Raw genomic sequence first — 20,168 nt, 5'->3', positions numbered from 1 at the left:
GGCAGCGCGCCGCCGCCCGCATCTCCCGTCCGCCCCGCGCCACCGCCGATCGGCGGACAGGGCGGACGCACCGTGCCCGGCTTCCGCCCAGCTCAGCGCGGCCTCACCCGGCGACGACACGCGGGGCGGCCGATTGCCCCCACCGAGTGATCACGGTTTCGGGTTACTCACGGGAGATCAGCACCAGCGCGCGGTCGTCGTTGACGTCCCGGGCGACGGCCTCGATCAGGTGCCAGGCGGCGCCGCGGAAGCCGGTGGTCACGTAGCGGTCGGCCTCGCCGGTGAGCCGGTCGATGCCCTCGGACAGGTCCCGGTCGGCGCGCTCGACGAGGCCGTCGGTGAAGAGCATCAGGACATCGCCCCGGCGCAGCCGGCCCGTGGCGGGGTGGAACTCGGCGCCGTCGTAGACGCCGAGCAGCGGCCCCTCCCCGGCGATCTCCTGCCACTTGCCGGTCCCCGCGTTGAGCTGAAGGCCCGGCGGATGCCCGGCCGAGTACAGCTCGTACTCGCCGGTGTCGAGGTCCAGGACCAGGTGCGCGGAGGTCGCGAAGCCCTCTTCCCAGTCCTGGCGCAGCAGGTAGCCGTTGGCGGCCGGCAGGAAGGCGTGCGGCGGGAGCGAGCCGAGCAGCCCGCCGAAGGCGCCGGAGAGCAGCAGGGACCGGGAGGCGGCGTCCATGCCCTTGCCGGAGACGTCGGTGAGCACGACCTCAAGCGTCCGCTGGCCGCGCCCGGTGCGGGCAGCGACGACGAAGTCGCCCGAGAAGTACTGGCCGCCCGCGGGGCGCAGCGAGACCTCGCGGTGCCATCCGGCGGGCAGCCGCGGCAGCGCGCTCTGGGTGCGGATGCGCTCGCGCAGGTCGAACAGCATGGTCCCGCCGCGCCGCCAGGGCACCCCGACGCGGCTGCGGAACTGCGCTATCAGCAGGCCGATGAGCGCCACGCAGGCCACGATGAGGATGGAGCCGGGCGTGACCGGGTCGGCCCGGGAGCGGCTGTCGTCGATCAGCACGGTCTGGAGCATGAGCGCCGCCGCCACGACGGCGTACAGGCCCAGCAGGCTGGCCGGGCGCAGCAGCAGGCCGCCCGCGACGAGCGGCAGCACCAGGGACTCGGGCGGGCACCAGTCGGACCAGGCGACGGTGGCGCCGCTGAGCAGCGGCACCGTCAGCAGCAGCGAGACGAAGGCCAGCCAGTCGGAGGCGTCACCGCGGAAGTAGTCCACGGCGGCGCGGCGGGCCGCGGTGCGGGCGCGGTGCAGCGCCTTATGGACCCTCAGCCTCCGGGCCCCGGGAGGGGGAGCAGACTTACTACCGCGCGCCATGATTCGGGACCCTATCCACCCGTTCGGCCGTCCGTCGAACCCCATTGGCCTCCGCTCCCCCCGGGGCGGGAACGGCCCGGCGGGCCGCTCGGCGGAGACCACGCCGCCCGCCGCCCGCCGCTCTGACAGGGCCGGTTCGGAGGCGACCGGGCTGCGTGGTGCTGCGGCCGGTGGCCTGGTCCGGCGGCAGTCCGCCCTGGCATGGGGCCTTGGCGGCACCGTGTCCGGGCGGCTGCTGGCCGGCCCCGAAGGTGCCTCGTGCGCGCGGACGCGGGAGGCGCCGGCGCCGCCGGTCGGCGCGCTGGGCGCGGCCCGGCTGGGCGACGCCTCGCTGGCGGCCGGCTCGCTCGCCGTCTCCCCGGTCATCGCCGTCTGGCCGGCGCACGGCTCCTGCTGCCGCCCCGCCCGCTGGTCCGCCCGCTGCCGTACCCACCGCACACCCCCTGGCCCCCTGCCCGGACACGCTGGCTTGAGCATACGGCCGGAGACTGACAGCAGGCAGCCGAATCAGCGGGTCTGGCAGCCGGGGCACCAGAAGAGGTTGCGCCCGGCGAGCACGGCGGTGGCCACGGCCGTGCCGCACAGGTAGCAGGGCTGGCCGGCGCGCCGGTAGACATAGACCTCGCCGCCGTGGTCGTCGACCCGGGGCGGCCTGCCCATCGCCTCCGGAGTGTGCTGGGGGCGGACGGTGTCGATCCGGCCGGTGCGCACCCCCTCGCGCATCAGGCCGGCCAGGTCCGACCACAGCGCGTCCCATTCGCCCCGGGTGAGGGAGCGTCCCGGGCGGTAGGGATCGATGCCGTGCCGGAAGAGGACCTCGGCGCGGTAGACGTTGCCGGCGCCGGCGACCACCGACTGGTCGAGCAGCAGCGCGGCGACCGGGGTGCGGCTGGCGCTCACGCGGTGCCAGGCGCGCTCGGGGTCGGCGTCGGCCCGCAGCGGGTCGGGGCCGAGACGGCCGGTGAGGGCGCGTTTCTCGCCCGGGGTGACCAGGGCGCAGACGGTGGGGCCGCGCAGTTCGGCGTGGGCCTCGTCGGTGGCCAGGCGCAGCCTGATCTGCCCTGCGGGCGGCGGAGGCGGCCCGTCGCCGAACCGGACGGTGCCGTAGAGGCCGAGGTGGATGTGTATCCAGGTGACCGGCTCCTCGGCCGGGGCGGCCGCGGGGCCCGGGGAGCTGGCGAAGCCCAGGAACAGGTGCTTGCCGTGGGCCTCGGTGCCGGCCAGCCGCTGGCCCGTCACCAGCGCGGCGCCGTCGGTGAACTTCCCCTGCGGGCTGTCCGCGCGTACCGCCCGCCCGCCGAACCGCCGGGCGTATCCGGCGGCCAGGCGGTGAATCGTGTGGCCCTCGGGCATCCTGCCCCCTCAGCCCTCGGCGCCGGGCAGCGGGGGCAGGGTGCCGTTGGTCTCGTAGTCGGCGAGCATGGCGATGCGGCGGCTGTGCCGCTCCTCGCCGGAGTAGGGCGTCGACAGGAAGACGGCGACGAAGGACGTGGCCTCGTCCGTGCTGTGCATGCGGGCGCCGATCGACAGCACGTTGGCGTCGTTGTGCTCCCTGCCGAGCCGGGCCGTCTCCTCGCTCCAGGCCAGGGCGCAGCGCACGCCCTCGACCTTGTTGGCCGCGATGGCCTCGCCGTTGCCCGAGCCGCCGATGACGATGCCCAGCGCCCCGTGGTCGGCCGCGGTGCGCTCCGCGGCGCGCAGGCAGTAGGGCGGGTAGTCGTCGGCGGGGTCGAAGGCGTGCGGGCCGCAGTCCACCGGCTCGTGGCCGTGCTCGGTGAGCCAGTGGACGAGGTGTTCCTTCAGGTCGTAGCCGGCGTGGTCGGAGCCGAGGTAGACGCGCATGAACGGGAGTCTGCCATCACTCGTCTCCGGAGCGGCCGGCGATCCGCCATGCGAGCGGCAGGGCGCCCATGGCCAGGGCGGCCTTCAGGGCGTCGCCGACGAGGAACGGCAGCAGCCCGTGGGCGACCGCCTCGCTCGCGGACATGCCTGTGGCGAGGGCGAGGTAGGGCACGCCGAGGGCGTAGATGACCGCCGTGCCGGCCGCCATGGTGGCGGCGGTGCGGGCCATGGTGCGGTCGCCGCCCCGGCGGGCCAGCGCGCCGACGACGGCGGTGGCCAGGAGCATGCCCAGCAGGTAGCCGAAGGTGGGCATGGCGGTGCCGGAGGTGCCCTCGGCGAACCAGGGCATGCCCGCGGCGCCCGCGAGGGTGTACAGCAGCAGCGACAGGAAGGCGCGGGCGGGGCCGAGGGAGACGCCGACCAGCAGGGCGGCGAAGGTCTGCCCCGTCACCGGCACGGGTGAACCGGGGACCGGCACGGACAGCTGGGCGGCGGCGCCGGTGAGGGCGGCGCCGCCCACGATCAGGGCCAGGTCGCGCGCGCGGGCACGGGGAGCGGTGGCGGCGGGGAGGAGATCGGCGAGAACGGCGCCTGGCCGGGCCATGGCTGAGGCTGTGCTCATGGTGTGCTCCAGCGGTCGATCAGGAAGCTGACAAGGCGGGGACGGCCCTGACGGTAGCCGAACCGCCCGGCGGCGGGGCCGTCCGGGTGCCGTGATTTTTCCGACAGCCGGTGCCGGTTTCGCGTCAACGCACCGATGTGGGACGAAAGTTGCGACTGCGGGTCCAGAGCTCCGGCGCGGGCGCCCGGTCTGCGGAGCGGGTGGCGGCGCGAGGCCAAGGGGGCAGCCGGCGGGCCGGTGACGCTGCTACCTTGCCCTTGCAGGACATACTGCCGGATCCTTGCCTTTGCAAGAGCTTCGCAATAAGAGCGCCGCCCACGCGTCCTGCTCGCGTGATCGTCTTCTCACCCGTCACCCGGGCAGGCGAAGAAGAGGCGGCCCCCGCGCGGGACGGATCCGCGCGGGGGCCGCCGGCTTGGGGCACCGGCCGGGACCGCCGGGCGTCACTCGAAGCTCGGCTCGGCGGTGCGGGTGCGCTTGATCTCGTAGAAGCCGGGGGTGCTGGCCACCAGCAGCGTGCCGTCCCACAGCCGCGCCGCGGCCTCGCCCTTGGGGGCGGGCGTCACGACCGGGCCGAAGAACGCCACCCGCTCGCCGTCGGCGCCCGGCACGGCGATCACCGGCGTGCCGACGTCCTCGCCGACGAGCCCGATGCCCTCCTGGTGCGAGGCGCGCAGGCCCTCGTCGTACCGGTCGGTGTCCGCCGCGCCGGCCAGCGACTCGGGCAGGCCGGCCTCGGCGAGCGCCTCGGCGATGGTCTCCCGCGACCGTTCCCGGCCCTGGTTGTGGAAGCGGGTGCCCAGCGCCGTGTACAGCGGGCCGAGCACCTCCCTGCCGTGCTCCTGCTCGGCGGCGGCGCACACGCGGGCGGGGCCCCAGGCCGGGCCGCGCATCATCTCGGCGTACGTGGCCGGCAGTTCGTCCAGGCGCTTCTCGTTCAGCACCGCCAGGCTCATGATGCGCCAGCGCACGCTGACGGGCCGCTGCCGCTCCACCTCCAGCATCCACCGGGAGGTCAGCCAGGCCCAGGGACACAGCGGATCGAACCAGAAGTCCGCGGTGGTCCGTGCCGTGGGGGCGCTGTCGGTCATGGTGCTCCTTCGCTCGGGTCCTCGGGTTCGTGTGTCCTTGCCCGGCGACCTTACGGATGACCTCCGGGCCGTGGCGTTAACCTCGTGCGGCTGTGCCGCATTCCCCGTGGGATGCTGGCACGCGCCCGTGCCGCACACCGAGGAGTACGACCGTGTCCGGAGAGAACGCGCCCGGAGAGAACCTGACCCGTCAGGAGGCCCGCGAACGTGCCCGGCTGCTGACCGTGCACGGGTACGAGGTCGCCCTCGACCTGCGGTCCGCCGTCCAGCCGCATGACCCGGAGTCGGGCCCCCGGACCTTCCGCTCGACGACGACGATCCGCTTCTCCTGTGCCGAGGAGGGGGCCTCCTCCTTCGCCGACCTGCTGGCGCCGCACGTCCACTCCGTGACGCTCAACGGCGAGTCCCTCAACGTCGACCGGGTCTTTGACGGCACGCGCGTCGCGCTCCCGGGCCTGGCCCGGGAGAACGTGCTGACCGTGGACGCCAGCTGCGCCTACAGCCGCACCGGTGAGGGGCTGCACCACTTCCAGGACCCGGAAGACGGCGAGACGTACCTGTACACGCAGTACGAGCCGGCCGACGCGCGGCGGGTGTTCACCTGCTTCGAGCAGCCCGACCTCAAGGCGCCGTTCGACATCACGGTGACCGCGCCGGCGCACTGGACCGTGCTCAGCAACGGGGCCGAGACCGGGCGGGAGGCGCTGCCCGGCGCGGCGGCGACCTGGCGGTTCGCCAGGACGCGGCCGATCTCCACCTACCTGATGGCCGTCGTCGCCGGCCCCTACCACTACGTCCGGGACCACTACACGCGGACACTGCCGGACGGCAGCCTGCTCGAGATCCCGCTGGGGGCGCTGTGCCGCAAGGGCCTGGCGCGCCACTTCGACCACGAGGAGATCTTCGAGCTCACCAAGCAGGGCCTGGACTTCTTCCACGACAACTTCGGGTACCCCTACCCCTTCGGCACCTACGACCAGGCGTTCGTGCCGGAGTACAACATCGGGGCGATGGAGAACCCGGGGCTGGTGACGTTCCGGGAGGAGTACGTCTTCCGGGGCCGGACCACGCGCGCGGCCTACCAGGGGCGGGCCAACACGCTGCTGCACGAGATGGCGCACATGTGGTTCGGCGACCTGGTCACCATGGAGTGGTGGGACGACCTGTGGCTCAAGGAGTCCTTCGCCGACTTCATGGCGGCGTTCTCGCTGGTGGAGTCGACCCGCTACCAGGAGGGCTGGATCACCTTCGCCAACCGCCGCAAGGCGTGGGCCTACCGGGCCGACCAGCTGCCGTCGACGCACCCGGTGACCGCCGACATCCGTGACCTGCAAGACGCCAAGCTCAACTTCGACGGCATCACGTACGCCAAGGGCGCCAGCGTGCTCAAGCAGCTCGTCGCCTACGTGGGGCGTGAGGCGTTCCTGGAGGGCGCGCGCCGTTACTTCCAGCGCCACGCGTACGGCAACACGCGCCTGGAGGACCTGCTGGCCGTGCTCGCGGAGACCTCGGGCCGCGACATGGACGCCTGGGCCCAGGCGTGGCTGAAGACGTCGGGCGTCAACACGCTGACCCCGCAGCCGGTCTGGGACGCGTCCGGCCGGCTGACCGAGCTGTCGCTGGTGCAGGAGGCGCCCGAGACCCCGGGCTCCGACCCGGTGCTGCGGCCGCACCGGGTCGCCGTCGGCCTGTACCGGCGCGAGGAGGCGACCGGCGCGCTGGTGCGGTACGCCCGCGCGGAGACGGATGTGACCGGCGCGCGCACCGTCGTGCACGACCTGGCGGGCGCCGAGCGCCCCGATCTGATCCTGGTCAACGACGACGACCTGACGTACTGCAAGGCGCGGTTCGACGCGCGGTCGCTGGAGACGCTGCGCGGGCGGCTCGGCGATGTGACGGACCCGCTCGCCCGCGCGCTGTGCTGGTCCTCGCTGTGGAACATGACCCGCGACGCGCTGCTCCCGGCGCGGGAGTTCCTCGGCCTGGTGCGGCGGTTCGGCGGCGGCGAGAGCGAGATCGGCGTGCTCCAGATGGTGCACGCCTGGGCGCTCACGGCCCTCGACCACTACACCGCCCCGGCGCAGCGCGAGGCGGCGCGCGAGGCGCTGACGGAGGCCGCGCTGGCCGAGCTGCGCACGGCTGCCCCCGGCAGCGACCAGCAGCTGGCCTGGGCGCGGTTCTTCTGCCAGATCGCCGCCTCCGAGGCGGATCTGCGGCTGCTGTCCGGGCTGCTGGCCGGCACGGCCGTCATCGACGGCCTGGAGGTCGACCAGGAGCTGCGCTGGACCATCCAGCTGGCGCTGGCGGCCCAGGGCCGGGCCGACGAGAAGGCGCTCGCCGCCGAACGGGCGCGCGACGACACGGCCTCGGGCGCCCGCCACCACGTGCGGTGCCTGGCGGCGCGGCCGTCGGCCGAGGTGAAGGCGGCGGCGTGGGCGGACGTCGTGGAGTCGGACCGGCTGTCCAACGCGCTGGTGGAGGCGACGATCAGCGGCTTCGTCCAGCCGGGGCAGCGGGAGCTGCTGGCGCCGTACGCCACCGCCTACTTCGAGGCCATCGAGCGGGTGTGGCGGGAGCGGACGATCGAGATCGCCATGGCGGTGGTGCGCGGCCTGTTCCCGGCCTACCCGGTGGCCGGGGAGGGCGCCCGCGTCCTGGCGGCGGCGGACGCGTGGCTGTCCGCGCACGAGGACGCCGCCCCGGCGCTGCGGCGGCTGGTGCTGGAGGCGCGCGACGACTTCGCCCGGGCGCTGCGCGCCCAGGAGTGCGACGAGGCGTACACCGACCCGCTGTGACCGCCGGCCCGTCCGCCGGGTGCCGGAACACCACCTGTTCGCCGCTAAGTTGTCCGCGTTTGTCGACGACCCTGTAACGACAGGTGGAGCCCGCGCCCGGCGCGGGCAGTCGCGGGGCATGACCTCCGCGAACCTGCCCCACGAGCCGCTCACCCCGCGCCCGCTGCAGGAACTGCCCGGCGCGCGGAGCCGGCTGATGACGACCCAGGAGCTGCGGGCCCACGGCGTCACCACGGCGGCCGCCCACGCGCGCTGCCGGCCCGGCGGGCCCTGGCAGATGCCGCTGCCGGGCGTCTACCTGCTGCACGCGGGGCCGCCCACCGGCGAGGAGCGGCTCCAGGCCGTGCTGCGTTACACCGGCGGCGAGCGCGGCGGGGCCGTGCTGAGCGGGCTGGCGGCGCTGGCGCTGCACGGCTTCACCTCGGTGCCGCCGCTGTCGGCGCTCAACCGCGTGGACGTGCTGGTGCCGCGCACCCGCCGGCTGCGCTCGGCCGGGTGCGCGCACGTGGTGCGGACGCACCGGCTGCCGTCGCCGGTGTGGCGCGGCGGCTTCCCGGTGGCGCCCGCGGAGCGCGCGCTGGCCGACGCGGTGGCGGCCAGCCGGCAGGCCGCCGGCTGGACCCCGGACGCGCTGGCGGTGCGGGGGCTGCTGACGGAAGCGGTCAGGGGCGGGTTCTGCGAGCCGCACGCCGTGGTGCGCGAGCTGATGAGCGCGCGGCTGCTGGGGCTGCCGCAGGTGGCCAGCACGCTCGACGTGCTGCTGGCCGAGGGCCGGGCCTCGGCGGAGGAACGGCTGATGTCGTGCGTGCGCGACGCCAGGCTGCCCGACCCGTGCTGGAACGTCGAGCTGTGGCTGTCGGGCGGCACCTGCCTGGGCGCGGCCGACGCCTACTGGCCGGAGCACGCGGTGGCCGTCGAGATCGACACCCGGCTGCCGGGGCTGCTGACGAACGGTGAGGCGTGGGCGCAGCGGCTGCGGCGGCGGGAGCGGCTGGAGGCGCTCGGGGTCACCGTCGTCGCGGTCACGCCGCGGGCGCTCCGTCAGGCGGCGCGGGCGCAGGCCGAGCTGATGCGGCAGGCGCTGGTGCGGTCCGCCGCCGCGGCCGAGCCGCCGGTCCGGCTGGTCGTGCTTCCCAGGTGACCCGCGCGCCCCCTTAATGCAATCGTTACTGATCTGGGCACGACAATTCTTGTGCAACTCATCCATACGGATTGATCACTTCCGTAGGATGACCGGTCATCCTGCTCCGGATTTCGCACACCTCCGAACCAAGGATGCCCATGCGCGACAGACCCCCGTCCGTGTCCGTGACGCCCAGGCCACGGGCCCGCGCCGCCCTCGCAGCCGGCCTGGTGGCCGCGCTCGCGGCGGCCGGCGCCGCCCCCGCCGCCGCGGCGGCCGGCGCCCAGGCCACGGACCCCACCCCGGCCGACAAGCCGATCGGCGAGAAGTTCTCCAGCCACGACGCCCAGCTCCTCGCCGAGGCCAGGGCCGCGGGCGAGTCCCACGTGACGATGATGATCGCGGCCGAGCCGGGCTCGACCGACGAGGTCGCCGACCGCCTGGACGCCGTCCAGAGCGCGTCCGTGGGCTACACCGAGGACTCCGTCGGCTACCTCCGCGTCACCGTCCGCACCAGCGAGGCCCAGGCGGCCATCGACACGGCCACCGGCCTCGACTCCGTGCACGCCATCGACCTCAACGAGACGGTGCCGCTGCCGGATCCCGTCCCCGTCCCGGCCGCGTCGGACAACACGCCGCGCCGCGCCTACCCGGCGCCCGGCCCGGACACCCCCGCCGACAACCCCTACCAGCCCGCCGCCGAGACCGGCGCCGTCGGCTTCACCGAGCGCCACCCGGAGGCCGACGGACGCGGCATCACCATCGGCGTCCTGGACACCGGCGTGGACCTGGCACACCCGGCCCTCCAGGAGACCACCACCGGCCAGCCCAAGATCACCGACTGGGTCACCGCCACCGACCCCCTCATCGACAATGACGGCACGTGGCTGCCGATGACCACCGAGGTCTCGGGCGAGTCCTTCAGCTACGAGGGCCGCGAGTACACCGCCCCGGCCGGCGACTACCTCATCAGCGTCTTCCGCGAGGACGTCACGGCCGGCGGCGAGCTTGAGGGCGACGTCAACCGCGACGGCGAGCAGAACGGCTCCTGGGCCGTGCTGTACGACCCGGCCGCCGGCACCGTCCGCGTGGACCTCGACGACGACGGCGACTTCGCCGACGAGGACGTCATGCGGCCATACCGGGAGAACCACGACGTCGGCTACTTCGGCACGGACGACCCGGACACCGAGATCGCCGAGGCCATGCCGTTCACCGTGGAGATCCGCGAGGACGTGCCGATGGACCCCTACGGCGGCGACTGGGCCGGCCAGACTGCCGACTTCGTCAGCATCGGCATCGTCTCCGGCGCCCACGGCACGCACGTGGCGGGCATCGCCGCGGCCAACGGCCTGTTCGGCGGCGAGATGAAGGGCTCCGCCCCCGGCGCCCAGGTCGTCTCCTCCCGCGCCTGCGGCTTCGCCTCCGGATGCACCTACACGGCGCTCACCGAGGGCATGATCGACCTCGTCGTCAACCGCGACGTCGACGTCGTCAACATGTCGATCGGCGGCCTGCCCGCGCTCAACGACGGCAACAACGCCCGCGCCCGGCTGTACAACGAACTCATCGAGACGTACGGCGTCCAGATGTTCATCTCGGCGGGCAACGAGGGCCCCGGCACCAACACCGTGGGCGACCCGGCCGTCGCCGACGACGTCGTCAGCGTCGGCGCCGCCATCTCCCGCGAGACCTGGGAGGCCAACTACGGCTCCGAGGTGAGGCGGCCCTACGCGCTGCTGCCGTTCTCCTCCGTCGGCCCCCGCGACGACGGCGGCTTCAAGCCCACCCTCGTCGCCCCCGGCGCCTCGGTGAACTCCATCCCCACCTGGCAGGAGGGCAGCCCGGTCCCCGAGGCCGGCTACGACCTGCCGCCCGGCTACGGCATGCTCCAGGGCACCTCGATGGCCTCACCGCAGGCCGCGGGCGCCGCCGCCCTGCTGCTGTCGGCCGCCCAGGAGCGCGAGCTGGAGGTCACCCCCGCCGAGCTGCGCACCGCGCTCACCAGCACGGCCCGTCAGATCCCCGGCGTGCAGGCCCACGAGCAGGGCGCCGGGCTGATCGACACCGAGGCCGCCTGGCGCGCGCTCACCCGCGGCGCGCAGACGCACGAGTACACCATCAGCGCCCCCGTCGACCACACCCTCGCCTCCTACCTGGCCACCCCGGGCTCCGGTGAGGGCGTGTACGACCGCGAGAGCGCGCCCGGCCCCGGCGAGCGCGAGGAGTACGAGGTGACGGTGACCCGCACCACCGGCCCCGACCGCCCGCTGCGGCACCGCGTCAGCCTGGAGAACAACCACGAGCGGACGTTCTCGCTGCGCGGCCCGCGCACCGTCTCGCTGCCGCTGAACGAGCCGGTCACCCTCACCCTGACCGCTGAACCTCAGTCACCGGGCGCCCACAGCGCCCTGCTGACCGTCGATGACCCGCGCACCCCGGGCACCGACCACCTGGCGCTGGCGACGATCGTCTCCAGCGCGGAGCTGGCCGCGCCGTCGTACGCCCAGGAGTTCTCCGGCAGCGTGGAGCGCAACGCCTCCACGTCCTACTTCGTCACCGTGCCCGAGGGCACGCGGACGCTGGAGGTTGCGATGGACGGCCTGGCCGAGAACAGCCAGACCCGGTGGATCGCGATCACCCCGCAGGGCGTGCCGGCCGACGACACCGCCAGCAACCAGTGCTACCCCCACTACAACCCCGACACCACCTGCCCGCCCGGCGTGCGCGGCTACGAGAACCCCGAGCCGGGCGTGTGGGAGATCGAGGTGGAGTCGCGGCGCACCTCACCGCTGCTCGACAACCCGTTCACGGTGACGGCCACGGCGCTCGGCGCCTCGTTCGAGCCCGGGACCGCCGTCATCGAGGAGGCCGTCACCGGCGAGCCGGCGTCCGTGTCGTGGGAGTTCACCAACGAGCTGGCGCCCGTCACGGCCACGCTGGCGGACGGCCCCCTCGGCTCGGCCCTGACGCAGCGGCCGTCCATCGCCGAGGGCGAGTACGTCACCTCCACGGTGCGGATCGGCGAGGACGTCGAGGAGTTCTCCGCCACCATCGGGTCGCCCTCCGACCCGGGGGCCGACCTGGACCTGTTCGTCTACCGCGACGGTGAACTGGTCGGCGAGTCCACCACCTCCACCGCGGAGGAGACCGTCGTCCTGCCCTCGCCGGAGCCCGGCGAGTACACCATCGAGGTGCACGGCTACGCCGTGCCGCAGGGCACCACCGAGTTCGACTACCGGGACGCGTACCTCTCCCCGAGCCTCGGCACGCTCGACGTCGACGAGTCCGAGACCTTCGAGCTCGGCACCGGCGACACGGCCGAGGCCAGCGCCGAGGTCACGGTCACGGGTACCGCGCCGGAGGGCCGCGAGTTCTTCGGCACGGTGACCCTGCGGAACGAGGCCGGCACCCCGATCGGCTACGGCGGCGTGCGCATCGAGAGCGTCACCCCGTAGCGGCACGGCACCGGCCGGAGCCTTCCGGCCCGGCACGCGGCGGCCCCCGCCGGGCGGTCACACCCCCGCCCGGACGGGGGCCGTCGTGCGAGGATGGCGGGACGGTACGCGTGATGCACCCGTACCCGACCCCACATGCGACCCATGTCAAAGGGAGATCACCTGGTGCCTGGCACGAATCTCACCCGGGAAGAGGCGCGGCAGCGGGCGCGGCTGCTCAGCGTGGACGCTTACGAGATCGCGCTCGACATCTCCGGAGCCGAGCGGGAGGACACCTTCCGGTCGGAGACCACCGTGCGCTTCACGGCGCGCGAGGCCGGGACGACCTTCGCCGACCTCATCGCCCCCGAGGTGACCGAGGTAGTGCTCAACGGCGAGGCGCTGGACCCGGGCGAGGTGTTCGCCGACTCCCGCATCACCCTGCCGTCGCTGCGCGAAGGGGAGAACGAGCTCCGCGTCGTGGCGCGGTGCGCGTACACCAATACGGGTGAGGGCCTGCACCGCTTCACCGATCCGGTGGACAAGAAGACGTACCTGTACACCCAGTTCGAGGTGCCCGACGCCCGCCGGGTCTACGCCTGCTTCGAGCAGCCCGACCTGAAGGCCACCTTCCAGTTCACTGTCACGGCCCCCGAGGGCTGGCAGGTGATCTCCAACTCGCCCGCCCCCGAGCCCGAGGGCGGCGTGTGGCGGTTCGCCCCCACGCCCCGCCTGTCGACGTACGTCACCGCCCTGGTCGCGGGCCCGTACCACGCCGTGCACAGCACCTGGGAGGGCGGCGGCCGCACCGTGCCGCTCGGCCTGTACTGCCGCCCCTCGCTGGCCGAACACCTCGACGCCGAGCACATCTTCGAGGTCACCCGGCAGGGCTTTGACTGGTTCCAGGAGAAGTTCGACTACCCCTACCCGTTCGCCAAGTACGACCAGCTGTTCGTGCCTGAGTTCAACGCGGGCGCGATGGAGAACGCGGGCGCCGTCACCATCCGCGACCAGTACGTCTTCCGCTCCAAGGTGACCGACGCGGCCTACGAGATGCGGGCCGAGACGATCCTGCACGAGCTGGCCCACATGTGGTTCGGCGACCTCGTCACCATGGAGTGGTGGAACGACCTGTGGCTGAACGAGTCGTTCGCCACCTACACGTCCATCGCCTGCCAGGCGCACGCCCCCGGCAGCCGCTGGCCGCACGCGTGGACCAGCTTCGCCAACCAGATGAAGACCTGGGCCTACCGCCAGGACCAGCTGCCGTCCACGCACCCGATCATGGCGGACATCCGGGACCTGGACGACGTCCTGGTCAACTTCGACGGCATCACGTACGCCAAGGGCGCCAGCGTGCTCAAGCAGCTCGTCGCCTACGTCGGCATGGACCAGTTCTTCCGGGGCGTCCAGGCGTACTTCAAGCGCCACGAGTGGGGCAACACCCGCCTGACCGACCTGCTCACGGCCCTGGAGGAGACCAGCGGCCGAGACCTGAAGCGCTGGTCCCGCGCCTGGCTCGAAACGGCCGGCATCAACGTGCTGCGCCCCGAGATCAGCACCTCGGACGACCAGACGATCACGTCCTTCGCGATCCGCCAGGAGGCCCCGGCGCTGCCGCCGGGCGCCACCGGGGAGCCCGTGCTGCGCCCCCACCGCGTCGCCATCGGCCTGTACGACCTCGACGGCCAGGGCACGCTGCGGCGCACCGACCGGATCGAGCTGGACGTCGACGGCGAGCTGACCGAGGTGCCCCAGCTGACGGGCCGCCAGCGCCCCGACGTCATCCTGCTCAACGACGACGACCTCACCTACGCCAAGGTCCGGCTGGACCCCGAGTCGCTCGCCGTCGTCACGCGCCACCTCGGCGACTTCGCCGAGACCCTGCCGCGCGCCCTGTGCTGGGCCGCCGCCTGGGACATGACCCGCGACGGCGAGATGGCCGCCCGCGACTACCTTGAGCTGGTGCTGACCGGCATCGGCAAGGAGAGCGACATCGGCGTGGTGCAGTCGCTGCACCGGCAGGTGAAGCTGGCGCTCGACCTGTACGCCGCGCCCTCCTGGCGGGAGACCGGGCTGCGGCGCTGGAGCGAGGCGGCGCTGGCGCACCTGCGCCAGGCGGAGCCGGGCAGCGACCACCAGCTGGCGTGGGCCAGGGCCCTGGCCGCCGCCGCCCGCACCGGCGAGCAGCTCGACCTGCTCGCCGGGCTGCTGGCGGGCACGGAGACCATCGAGGGCCTGACCGTGGACACCGAGCTGCGCTGGGCGCTGCTCCACCGGCTGGTCACCACCGGCCGGGCGGGCGAGGCGGAGATCGCCGCCGAGCTGGAGCGCGACCCCACGGCCGCCGGGGAGCGGTACGCCGCCTCGGCGCGCGCCGCCCGGCCGACGCCGGAGGCGAAGGCCGAGGCGTGGGCGTCGGTCGTCGAGGACGACAAGCTGCCCAACGCCGTGCAGGAGGCCGTCATCGGCGGCTTCGTGAGCACCGACCAGCGCGAGCTGCTGGCGCCCTACACCGAGAAGTACTTCGCCGCGGTGAAGGGCGTGTGGGAGTCCCGCAGCCACGAGATGGCGCAGCAGATCGTCGTCGGGCTCTACCCGTCGGTGCAGGTCAGTGAGGCGACGCTGGCGGCGACCGACGCCTGGCTGGAGCGCGAGAACCCGGCGCCCGCGCTGCGGCGGCTCGTCATCGAGTCGCGGGCCGGGATCGAACGGGCGCTGCGTGCCCAGGCCACCGACGAGGCGGCCGGCCGGGACGCCTGACCGTCCCGCCGCACGCGGCACCGGGCGGGCCGGCTGACGGCCCGCCCGGCCCGGTGCCGCCTCTTCCGCACCCCGCGCGCCGGGTTCCAGGGCACGACGAAAGCCCGGCCCGCAGCCGCGGGACCGGGCGAACGGCGCGGGGCGTCAGCGCTTGCGGTCGGTGACGACCACGAGCCCGGCGATCACCGCGAACAGCAGCACGGGCGTGAGGACGAACAGGCCCAGCGTCTCGAAGACGCTCAGGCCGCTGCCCGGGTCGTCGCCGTCGTCGCGCATCAGCGCGTGGGCGGCGGGGGACGACAGCAGCAGCACCAGCCCCGTCAGGGCCGTGACACCCGCGGCGCGCACCGCGCCGCGACGCCGCCCGTGCTGCTGGCTGGGCTCACTCACAGGCTTACTCACATCGACCACGGCATCCACCCTAGCGCCCGCCCTTCCGCCGCCGCCGGGCAACCCCCGGCGAGCCCTCCCCGAGCTCCTCCCGCACGGCCCGCGCCAGCGCCACCGCCCGGGGCGAAGCGGTGATCTCCTCCAGCGTCGCGGCCCCGCCGCGCCGCGGCGGCGGCCCGGCGGCGTCGGCCAGCCACACGCCGACCAGCCGGGCCGGGGTGCGGGCAAGGAAGCGGTGCGCGGCGATCAGGCGCCGCTCCTCCCCCGCGCCCCTGGGCATCAGCCCGAGCCGGGCAAACAGGTCCAGCCACGCGCTGGCCCCGGGCGCCGCGAGCCGCGCGGTCGCCGGGTCGCGCCCGTCCAGGGTGACCGCCGCCAGGCCGTCCCCGGGCCAGCCGTCGCGCGCGGCGGGGGCACCGCGGCCGCGGTCCCACGCCCGGGCCAGCCCGGGGCCGGCGGCCGCCAGGTCCGTGACGCCGGTCAGGCCCAGCCGCCGCGCCGCCTCCCGCTCCGGCCCGGGCGGCGGCAGCTCGCCGAGCACGAGCGCCCCGGCGCGGTGGGCCTCCAGCGCCAGCACTGCGAGGACCGCGCGGGGGTCCAGCGTCACGTAGGTGCCCTGGTCGGGCGGGGCGCCCTCGGGGATCCACCACTGCCGGTACAGCCCGGCCAGCGGCCCGGTGCGCACCCCGCCGGCGTGGCGCAGCACCCCGGCGAGCGGCTCGCGCCACGGCTCGTACCCGGCCCCGGCCAGCGCGCTCGGACACCAGGGCGGCACGCCCCAGTCGCGGCCCTCGGGGTGGTCATCGCCGGGCGGCTCGCCCAGCGACATGCCGCGTGCCAGCAGCCCCTGGGCCGTCCACGCCTCCGAGCCGTGCGGGTGCGCCCCGGGCGCCAGGGTGTGCACCAGGCCGATGTCCATCCCGGCGGCGCGGGCGACGCGCTGGACGCGGGCGAGCTGGGTGTCGGCGAGCCAGGTGAGCCAGCTGTGGAAGTCGACGCGCTCCAGGTGGTCGGCGCGGGCGCGGGCGGTGTCGGGTGAGCGGGGGTCGCGCAGCCCGGGCGGCCACAGCCGCCAGTCGGGCCCGTAGAGCTCGGCGAGCGCGCACCAGGTGGCGTGGTCCTCCAGCGCCTGCCCCTGCTCGGCGAGATAGGCGTGGTAGGCGGCGCGGCGGCCAGGGCTGAGCGGGACCGCGCGCAGGATCTCCAGGGCACGCCGTTTCAGGGCCCACACGGCGTCCCGGGCGCCGGGTGTGCCCTGGGCCAGGGCGGCGCGGCGCAGGTCGGCGGCGCCGGCCAGCACCGGCTCCAGGCGGCGCCGGTCCTCCGGCGCCAGGTAGGGGAACTCGGGAATGTCCTCGATCCGCAGGTGCACGGGGTCGGGGTAGCGGCGGTTGCCGGGGCGTCCCGGACCGTCCTCGGGCACGGCGGCGTGGAGCGGGTCGACGACGAGGAACCCGGCGCCGAGGGTGTGGCCCGCCCAGCTGGCGAGGTCGGCCAGATCGACGAGGTCGCCGCGCCCCCAGGAGCGGAGCGAGCCGAGCGCGGTCAGGCGGGTGAGGAGGCCGAACCGGCGGCGGGCGGGGGCGGGAAGCGGCCCGGGCGGCACGATGAGCCGGGCGCGGGCGGTGCGGCCGCCGGGCGCGCGAGCCAGCAGCGTGTGGTAGCCGGGCGGGAGCCCGGGGAAGGACGGGTGCGCCGGCGGGCGGGGCCGCCAGGGCGTCTCCTGGCCGTCCTCCGTGACGACGACGAGGTCGGTGCCCTCGGGGAGGGTGCGTAAGGGGGCGGGGACGCCGTCCCCGGGTAAGCCGGATAACGCGATCGCCGGCGGCAGCAGCGGGCGCGTCCCGGCGCCGGTCTCCCCGGCGCTGGGCACGCCCAGCGCGTCGAGCACGGCGGCGACGGTGGCCTCGGGCACCGCCACGCGCCTGCCGCCGGCCGCAAGGTAGCTGGTGGCGACCCCGTGGGCGGCGGCCAGCTGGGACAGGGACGCCATCAGCCGTGCGCGGTCTCCGCGTGCCACTCCGGCTCGGGGTACACCGCCTCCGAGGTCAGCGGCGGCTCGGCCGCGAGCGGCGGCTCGCTGGTCAGCGGCGCGGCTTCGGCCAGCGGCGGCTCGCTGGTCAGCGGCGTGCGCTCCGGCCGGTCGGGCAGGGCTATCAGGCGGGGCGGGTCGAGGGGCAGTGTGGCTGCGGCCACGTGGGTCACTCCGTTCGCTTCCGGGAGGTGCCGGACGGCTGTACGGCCTGCCCTACCCAGTCAACGCCACCTCATCCGTGTCCGCGACCCGAATCCACGGAAATCATGCTGGAACAGCGCGTCTGCGGCGGAAAAGTGGCCGATGTCACCGCGCCAGGGGTGAAGAAAACGCGGAAGGCGCGGGAAGCACGGCCTGCCTAGATCCCTCCGGGCGCGGTCCTCCCCTCGATCCTCGCCAGCGCGTCGTCCGCGCCGTACGGCCGCAGGTACGGCAGCCAGCGCGGGTCCCGGTGGCCGGTGCCGATGATGCGCCAGGCCAGCCCCGAGGGCGGCCCTGGCTTGTGGCGCAGGCGCCAGCCGAGTTCGGCGACGTGGCGGTCGGCCTTGAGGTGGTTGCAGCGGCGGCAGGCGGCCACCACGTTGTCCCAGGCATGCTGCCCGCCGCGGCTGCGGGGGATCACGTGGTCGACGCTGGTGGCGACACCGCCGCAATAGACACAGCGCCCGCCGTCCCTGGCGAACAGGGCGCGGCGGGTCAGCGGCACGGAGGTACGGTAGGGGACACGGACGAACCGTTTGAGCCTCACCACGCTCGGCGCGGGTATCGCGTGCGTGGCGCTCCGCATCAGAGTGCCGGAGTTTTCCAGGCTCACGGCCTTGTCGTTCAGCAGCAGGATGAGCGCGCGGCGGACCGGCACGACGCCGAGCGGCTCGTACGAGGCGTTGAGGACCAGGACGTGTGGCACGGATGCCCTCCGTTTCCGTCGGCGGCACGTGGCTCGCGCCGAGACGATCTCCCACAGTGTGTCCCGTGCGGGGCTCCAAGCGCCACCACGATACGGAAATGCGACGATTTGTGCCGCCCGCCACGGCTCCCCCGCCTTCCCCTCACGGCTCCTGCGTACCGTTGACACTGCGGGCGACGTGTCATCTGCCGGCGCCGCCTGACGGCGTATGTGGCGTGTGAAGGGCGCCCCGCGAGGACGCCGACCGAAGGACCCGGAGAAGGACCCGGAGAGGACACCGAACGACCAATGGCCGAAGCCTGGGAGACGTGGCTCGCCGCGAGCCTGCGGATCGTCCTCATCGTGGTGATCTCCTTCACCGCCCGGTTCGTCATACGCCGGGCGATCACGCGGTTCGTCACGCGGCTCAACCGCGGCGACCGGCAGCGCCAGCGTTCCGCCGGCCGCGGCTCGCTGGCCAGCTCCGAGCGGCGGCGCCAGCGCTCGGAGACGATCGGCTCCGTGCTGCGCAGCGCCTCCTCGGTGCTGGTGCTCGGCACGGGCGCGCTGATGGTCCTGTCCGAACTCGGGGTCCAGCTCGGCCCGCTGGTCGCCAGCGCGGGCATCATCGGCGTCGCGATCGGCTTCGGCGCGCGCAACCTCGTCACGGACGTGCTCAGCGGGATGTTCATGCTGCTGGAGGACCAGTACGGGGTCGGCGACCGCATCGACGCCGGCGAGGCGACGGGCACCGTGCTGGAGATCGGCCTGCGCGTGACGACGCTGCGCGGCGACGACGGCGAGATCTGGTACGTGCGCAACGGCGAGATCAAGCGGGTCGCCAACCTGAGCCAGGGCTGGGCCACGGCCTCGGTCGAGGTCCAGGTCCCGGCCGGCACCGACCTGGACACCGTCCGCGAGCTGATCACGGCGGCGGGCGAGGAGATGGCCGGCGACGAGCCGTTCGACGAGATGCTGTGGCAGCCGGTTGAGGTGCTGGGGCTGGACGCCGTGACCATGGACACCATGACGGTACGGGTCACCGCGCGGACCCAGCCGGGCACGGCGGCCGCGGTGGAACGGGAGCTGCGCTGGCGCGTCAAACGGGCCCTGGACCAGGCCGGGATCAAGCAGGTGGACGAGGCGGGCCTGACGCTGCGCAAGCTCTCCGGCCCCGGCACCTGAATATCTCCTCGCCCGCCTGGGTCCGGCCGCCGAGAATGGTGCGCCATGAGTGACGTGATCATCCGCGGCTACCGTCCCTCCGACCGCGCCGCCCTCGACGACATCTGCATACGCACCGGACACGTGGGCGGCGACGCGCGGGGCCACTTCCGCGAGCCCGAGCTGCTGCCGCTGCTGTTCGCGGCACCCTACGCGGCGTTCGACCCGGACCTCGTCTTCGTCGCCGACAACGGCGAGCGCGCCATCGGCTACATCGTCGGCACCGACGACTCCCCCGCCTACTACGAGCGCTTCCGGCGGGAATGGCTGCCGCCGCTGGCCGACCGCTACCCCGCCCCCGACGGCGAACCGGACGGTCCCGACGCCACCTTGCGGTACCTGCTGCACCACCCGGAGACCATGATGGACCCCGAGGTCGTCCGCGCGTACCCGGCACACCTGCACATCGACCTGCTCCCCGAGGGCCAGCGCCAGGGCTTCGGCCGCCGCCTGATGACGGCCCTGTGGGACGCCCTGCGCGCCCGCGGCGTGCCCGGTGTCCACCTGGGGCTGAACCCGGCCAACACCAACGCCCGCGCCTTCTACGACCGGCTCGGCTTCACCGAACTCACGCCCTCCGTCCCCGACGAGGACGTCGTGTACCTCGGCAAGCGCCTCGGCTAGCCACCGCCGCCCTGG

The 20,168-nt window shown here is 74.3% G+C and carries 15 protein-coding genes; 6 read left to right on the top strand and 9 right to left on the bottom strand.

What is annotated here, in order from left to right:
* Window positions 1-163: 163 nt before the first annotated feature.
* The 5 genes from JK356_RS07440 to JK356_RS07420 form a co-directional block, all read right to left on the bottom strand.
* Window positions 164-1,321: a PP2C family protein-serine/threonine phosphatase gene (locus tag JK356_RS07440; protein WP_201866749.1), complete on the bottom strand. Its 1,158-nt coding sequence runs from the start codon at window positions 1,319-1,321 to the stop codon at window positions 164-166.
* Between the two features lie 507 nt (window positions 1,322-1,828).
* Window positions 1,829-2,674, bottom strand: a complete 846-nt coding sequence (locus JK356_RS07435) for an Fpg/Nei family DNA glycosylase (protein ID WP_201866748.1) — start codon at window positions 2,672-2,674, stop codon at window positions 1,829-1,831.
* Window positions 2,675-2,683: 9 nt separating this feature from the next.
* A complete protein-coding gene (locus tag JK356_RS07430; protein ID WP_201866746.1) occupies window positions 2,684-3,163 on the bottom strand; it encodes a ribose-5-phosphate isomerase in 480 nt (159 codons plus the stop codon).
* A gap of 16 nt (window positions 3,164-3,179) precedes the next feature.
* On the bottom strand, window positions 3,180-3,785 hold the full coding sequence (locus JK356_RS07425; protein WP_201866744.1) for a biotin transporter BioY: 606 nt from the start codon (window positions 3,783-3,785) through the stop codon (window positions 3,180-3,182).
* Between the two features lie 443 nt (window positions 3,786-4,228).
* Window positions 4,229-4,876 carry a DsbA family protein gene (locus JK356_RS07420; protein ID WP_201866743.1) on the bottom strand — a complete coding sequence of 216 codons (648 nt, stop codon included), beginning with the start codon at window positions 4,874-4,876 and terminating at the stop codon, window positions 4,229-4,231.
* Window positions 4,877-5,028: 152 nt separating this feature from the next.
* On the opposite strand from JK356_RS07420, the gene pepN (JK356_RS07415) reads away from it, so the two are divergent.
* The 4 genes from pepN (JK356_RS07415) to pepN (JK356_RS07400) all read left to right on the top strand — a co-directional run bounded on the left by pepN (JK356_RS07415) (window position 5,029) and on the right by pepN (JK356_RS07400) (window position 14,994).
* A complete protein-coding gene (gene pepN / locus JK356_RS07415) occupies window positions 5,029-7,671 on the top strand; it encodes an aminopeptidase N (RefSeq protein WP_201866742.1) in 2,643 nt (880 codons plus the stop codon).
* A gap of 118 nt (window positions 7,672-7,789) precedes the next feature.
* Complete coding sequence (locus JK356_RS07410; RefSeq protein ID WP_201866741.1) at window positions 7,790-8,812, top strand: hypothetical protein; 1,023 nt, start codon at window positions 7,790-7,792, stop codon at window positions 8,810-8,812.
* Window positions 8,813-8,952: 140 nt separating this feature from the next.
* Window positions 8,953-12,252 (top strand): S8 family serine peptidase, encoded by a 3,300-nt coding sequence (locus JK356_RS07405; RefSeq protein ID WP_201866740.1) that lies wholly within the window; start codon window positions 8,953-8,955, stop codon window positions 12,250-12,252.
* A 165-nt stretch (window positions 12,253-12,417) separates the two neighbouring features.
* Window positions 12,418-14,994 carry an aminopeptidase N gene (gene pepN, locus JK356_RS07400; RefSeq protein WP_201866739.1) on the top strand — a complete coding sequence of 859 codons (2,577 nt, stop codon included), beginning with the start codon at window positions 12,418-12,420 and terminating at the stop codon, window positions 14,992-14,994.
* Between the two features lie 144 nt (window positions 14,995-15,138).
* Here pepN (JK356_RS07400) and JK356_RS07395 read toward each other — a convergent pair whose 3' ends face one another.
* The 4 genes from JK356_RS07395 to JK356_RS07380 all read right to left on the bottom strand — a co-directional run bounded on the left by JK356_RS07395 (window position 15,139) and on the right by JK356_RS07380 (window position 18,326).
* Window positions 15,139-15,384, bottom strand: coding sequence for a hypothetical protein (locus JK356_RS07395; RefSeq protein ID WP_201866737.1), 246 nt, complete (start codon window positions 15,382-15,384; stop codon window positions 15,139-15,141).
* Window positions 15,385-15,415: 31 nt separating this feature from the next.
* The gene (locus tag JK356_RS07390) at window positions 15,416-17,377 is read right to left on the bottom strand and encodes a 4-alpha-glucanotransferase (RefSeq protein WP_201866735.1); all 1,962 of its coding nucleotides are present in this window, start codon (window positions 17,375-17,377) and stop codon (window positions 15,416-15,418) included.
* The gene (locus tag JK356_RS07385; RefSeq protein ID WP_201866804.1) at window positions 17,377-17,565 is read right to left on the bottom strand and encodes a hypothetical protein; all 189 of its coding nucleotides are present in this window, start codon (window positions 17,563-17,565) and stop codon (window positions 17,377-17,379) included. Before JK356_RS07385 ends, JK356_RS07390 begins: the two co-directional genes overlap by 1 nt.
* Before the next feature lie 212 nt (window positions 17,566-17,777).
* Window positions 17,778-18,326 (bottom strand): HNH endonuclease, encoded by a 549-nt coding sequence (locus JK356_RS07380; RefSeq protein WP_201866733.1) that lies wholly within the window; start codon window positions 18,324-18,326, stop codon window positions 17,778-17,780.
* A 288-nt stretch (window positions 18,327-18,614) separates the two neighbouring features.
* Between JK356_RS07380 and JK356_RS07375 the strand changes: the two genes are divergently transcribed.
* Complete coding sequence (locus JK356_RS07375) at window positions 18,615-19,490, top strand: mechanosensitive ion channel family protein (RefSeq protein ID WP_201866732.1); 876 nt, start codon at window positions 18,615-18,617, stop codon at window positions 19,488-19,490.
* A 45-nt stretch (window positions 19,491-19,535) separates the two neighbouring features.
* Window positions 19,536-20,153, top strand: a complete 618-nt coding sequence (locus tag JK356_RS07370; RefSeq protein WP_201866731.1) for a GNAT family N-acetyltransferase — start codon at window positions 19,536-19,538, stop codon at window positions 20,151-20,153.
* Window positions 20,154-20,168: the final 15 nt, after the last annotated feature.

It is taken from the genome of Streptomyces sp. 7-21, from assembly GCF_016741785.1.
Lineage (GTDB): Bacteria > Actinomycetota > Actinomycetes > Streptomycetales > Streptomycetaceae > Streptomyces.
This window is presented reverse-complemented; position numbering and strand designations above follow the sequence as displayed.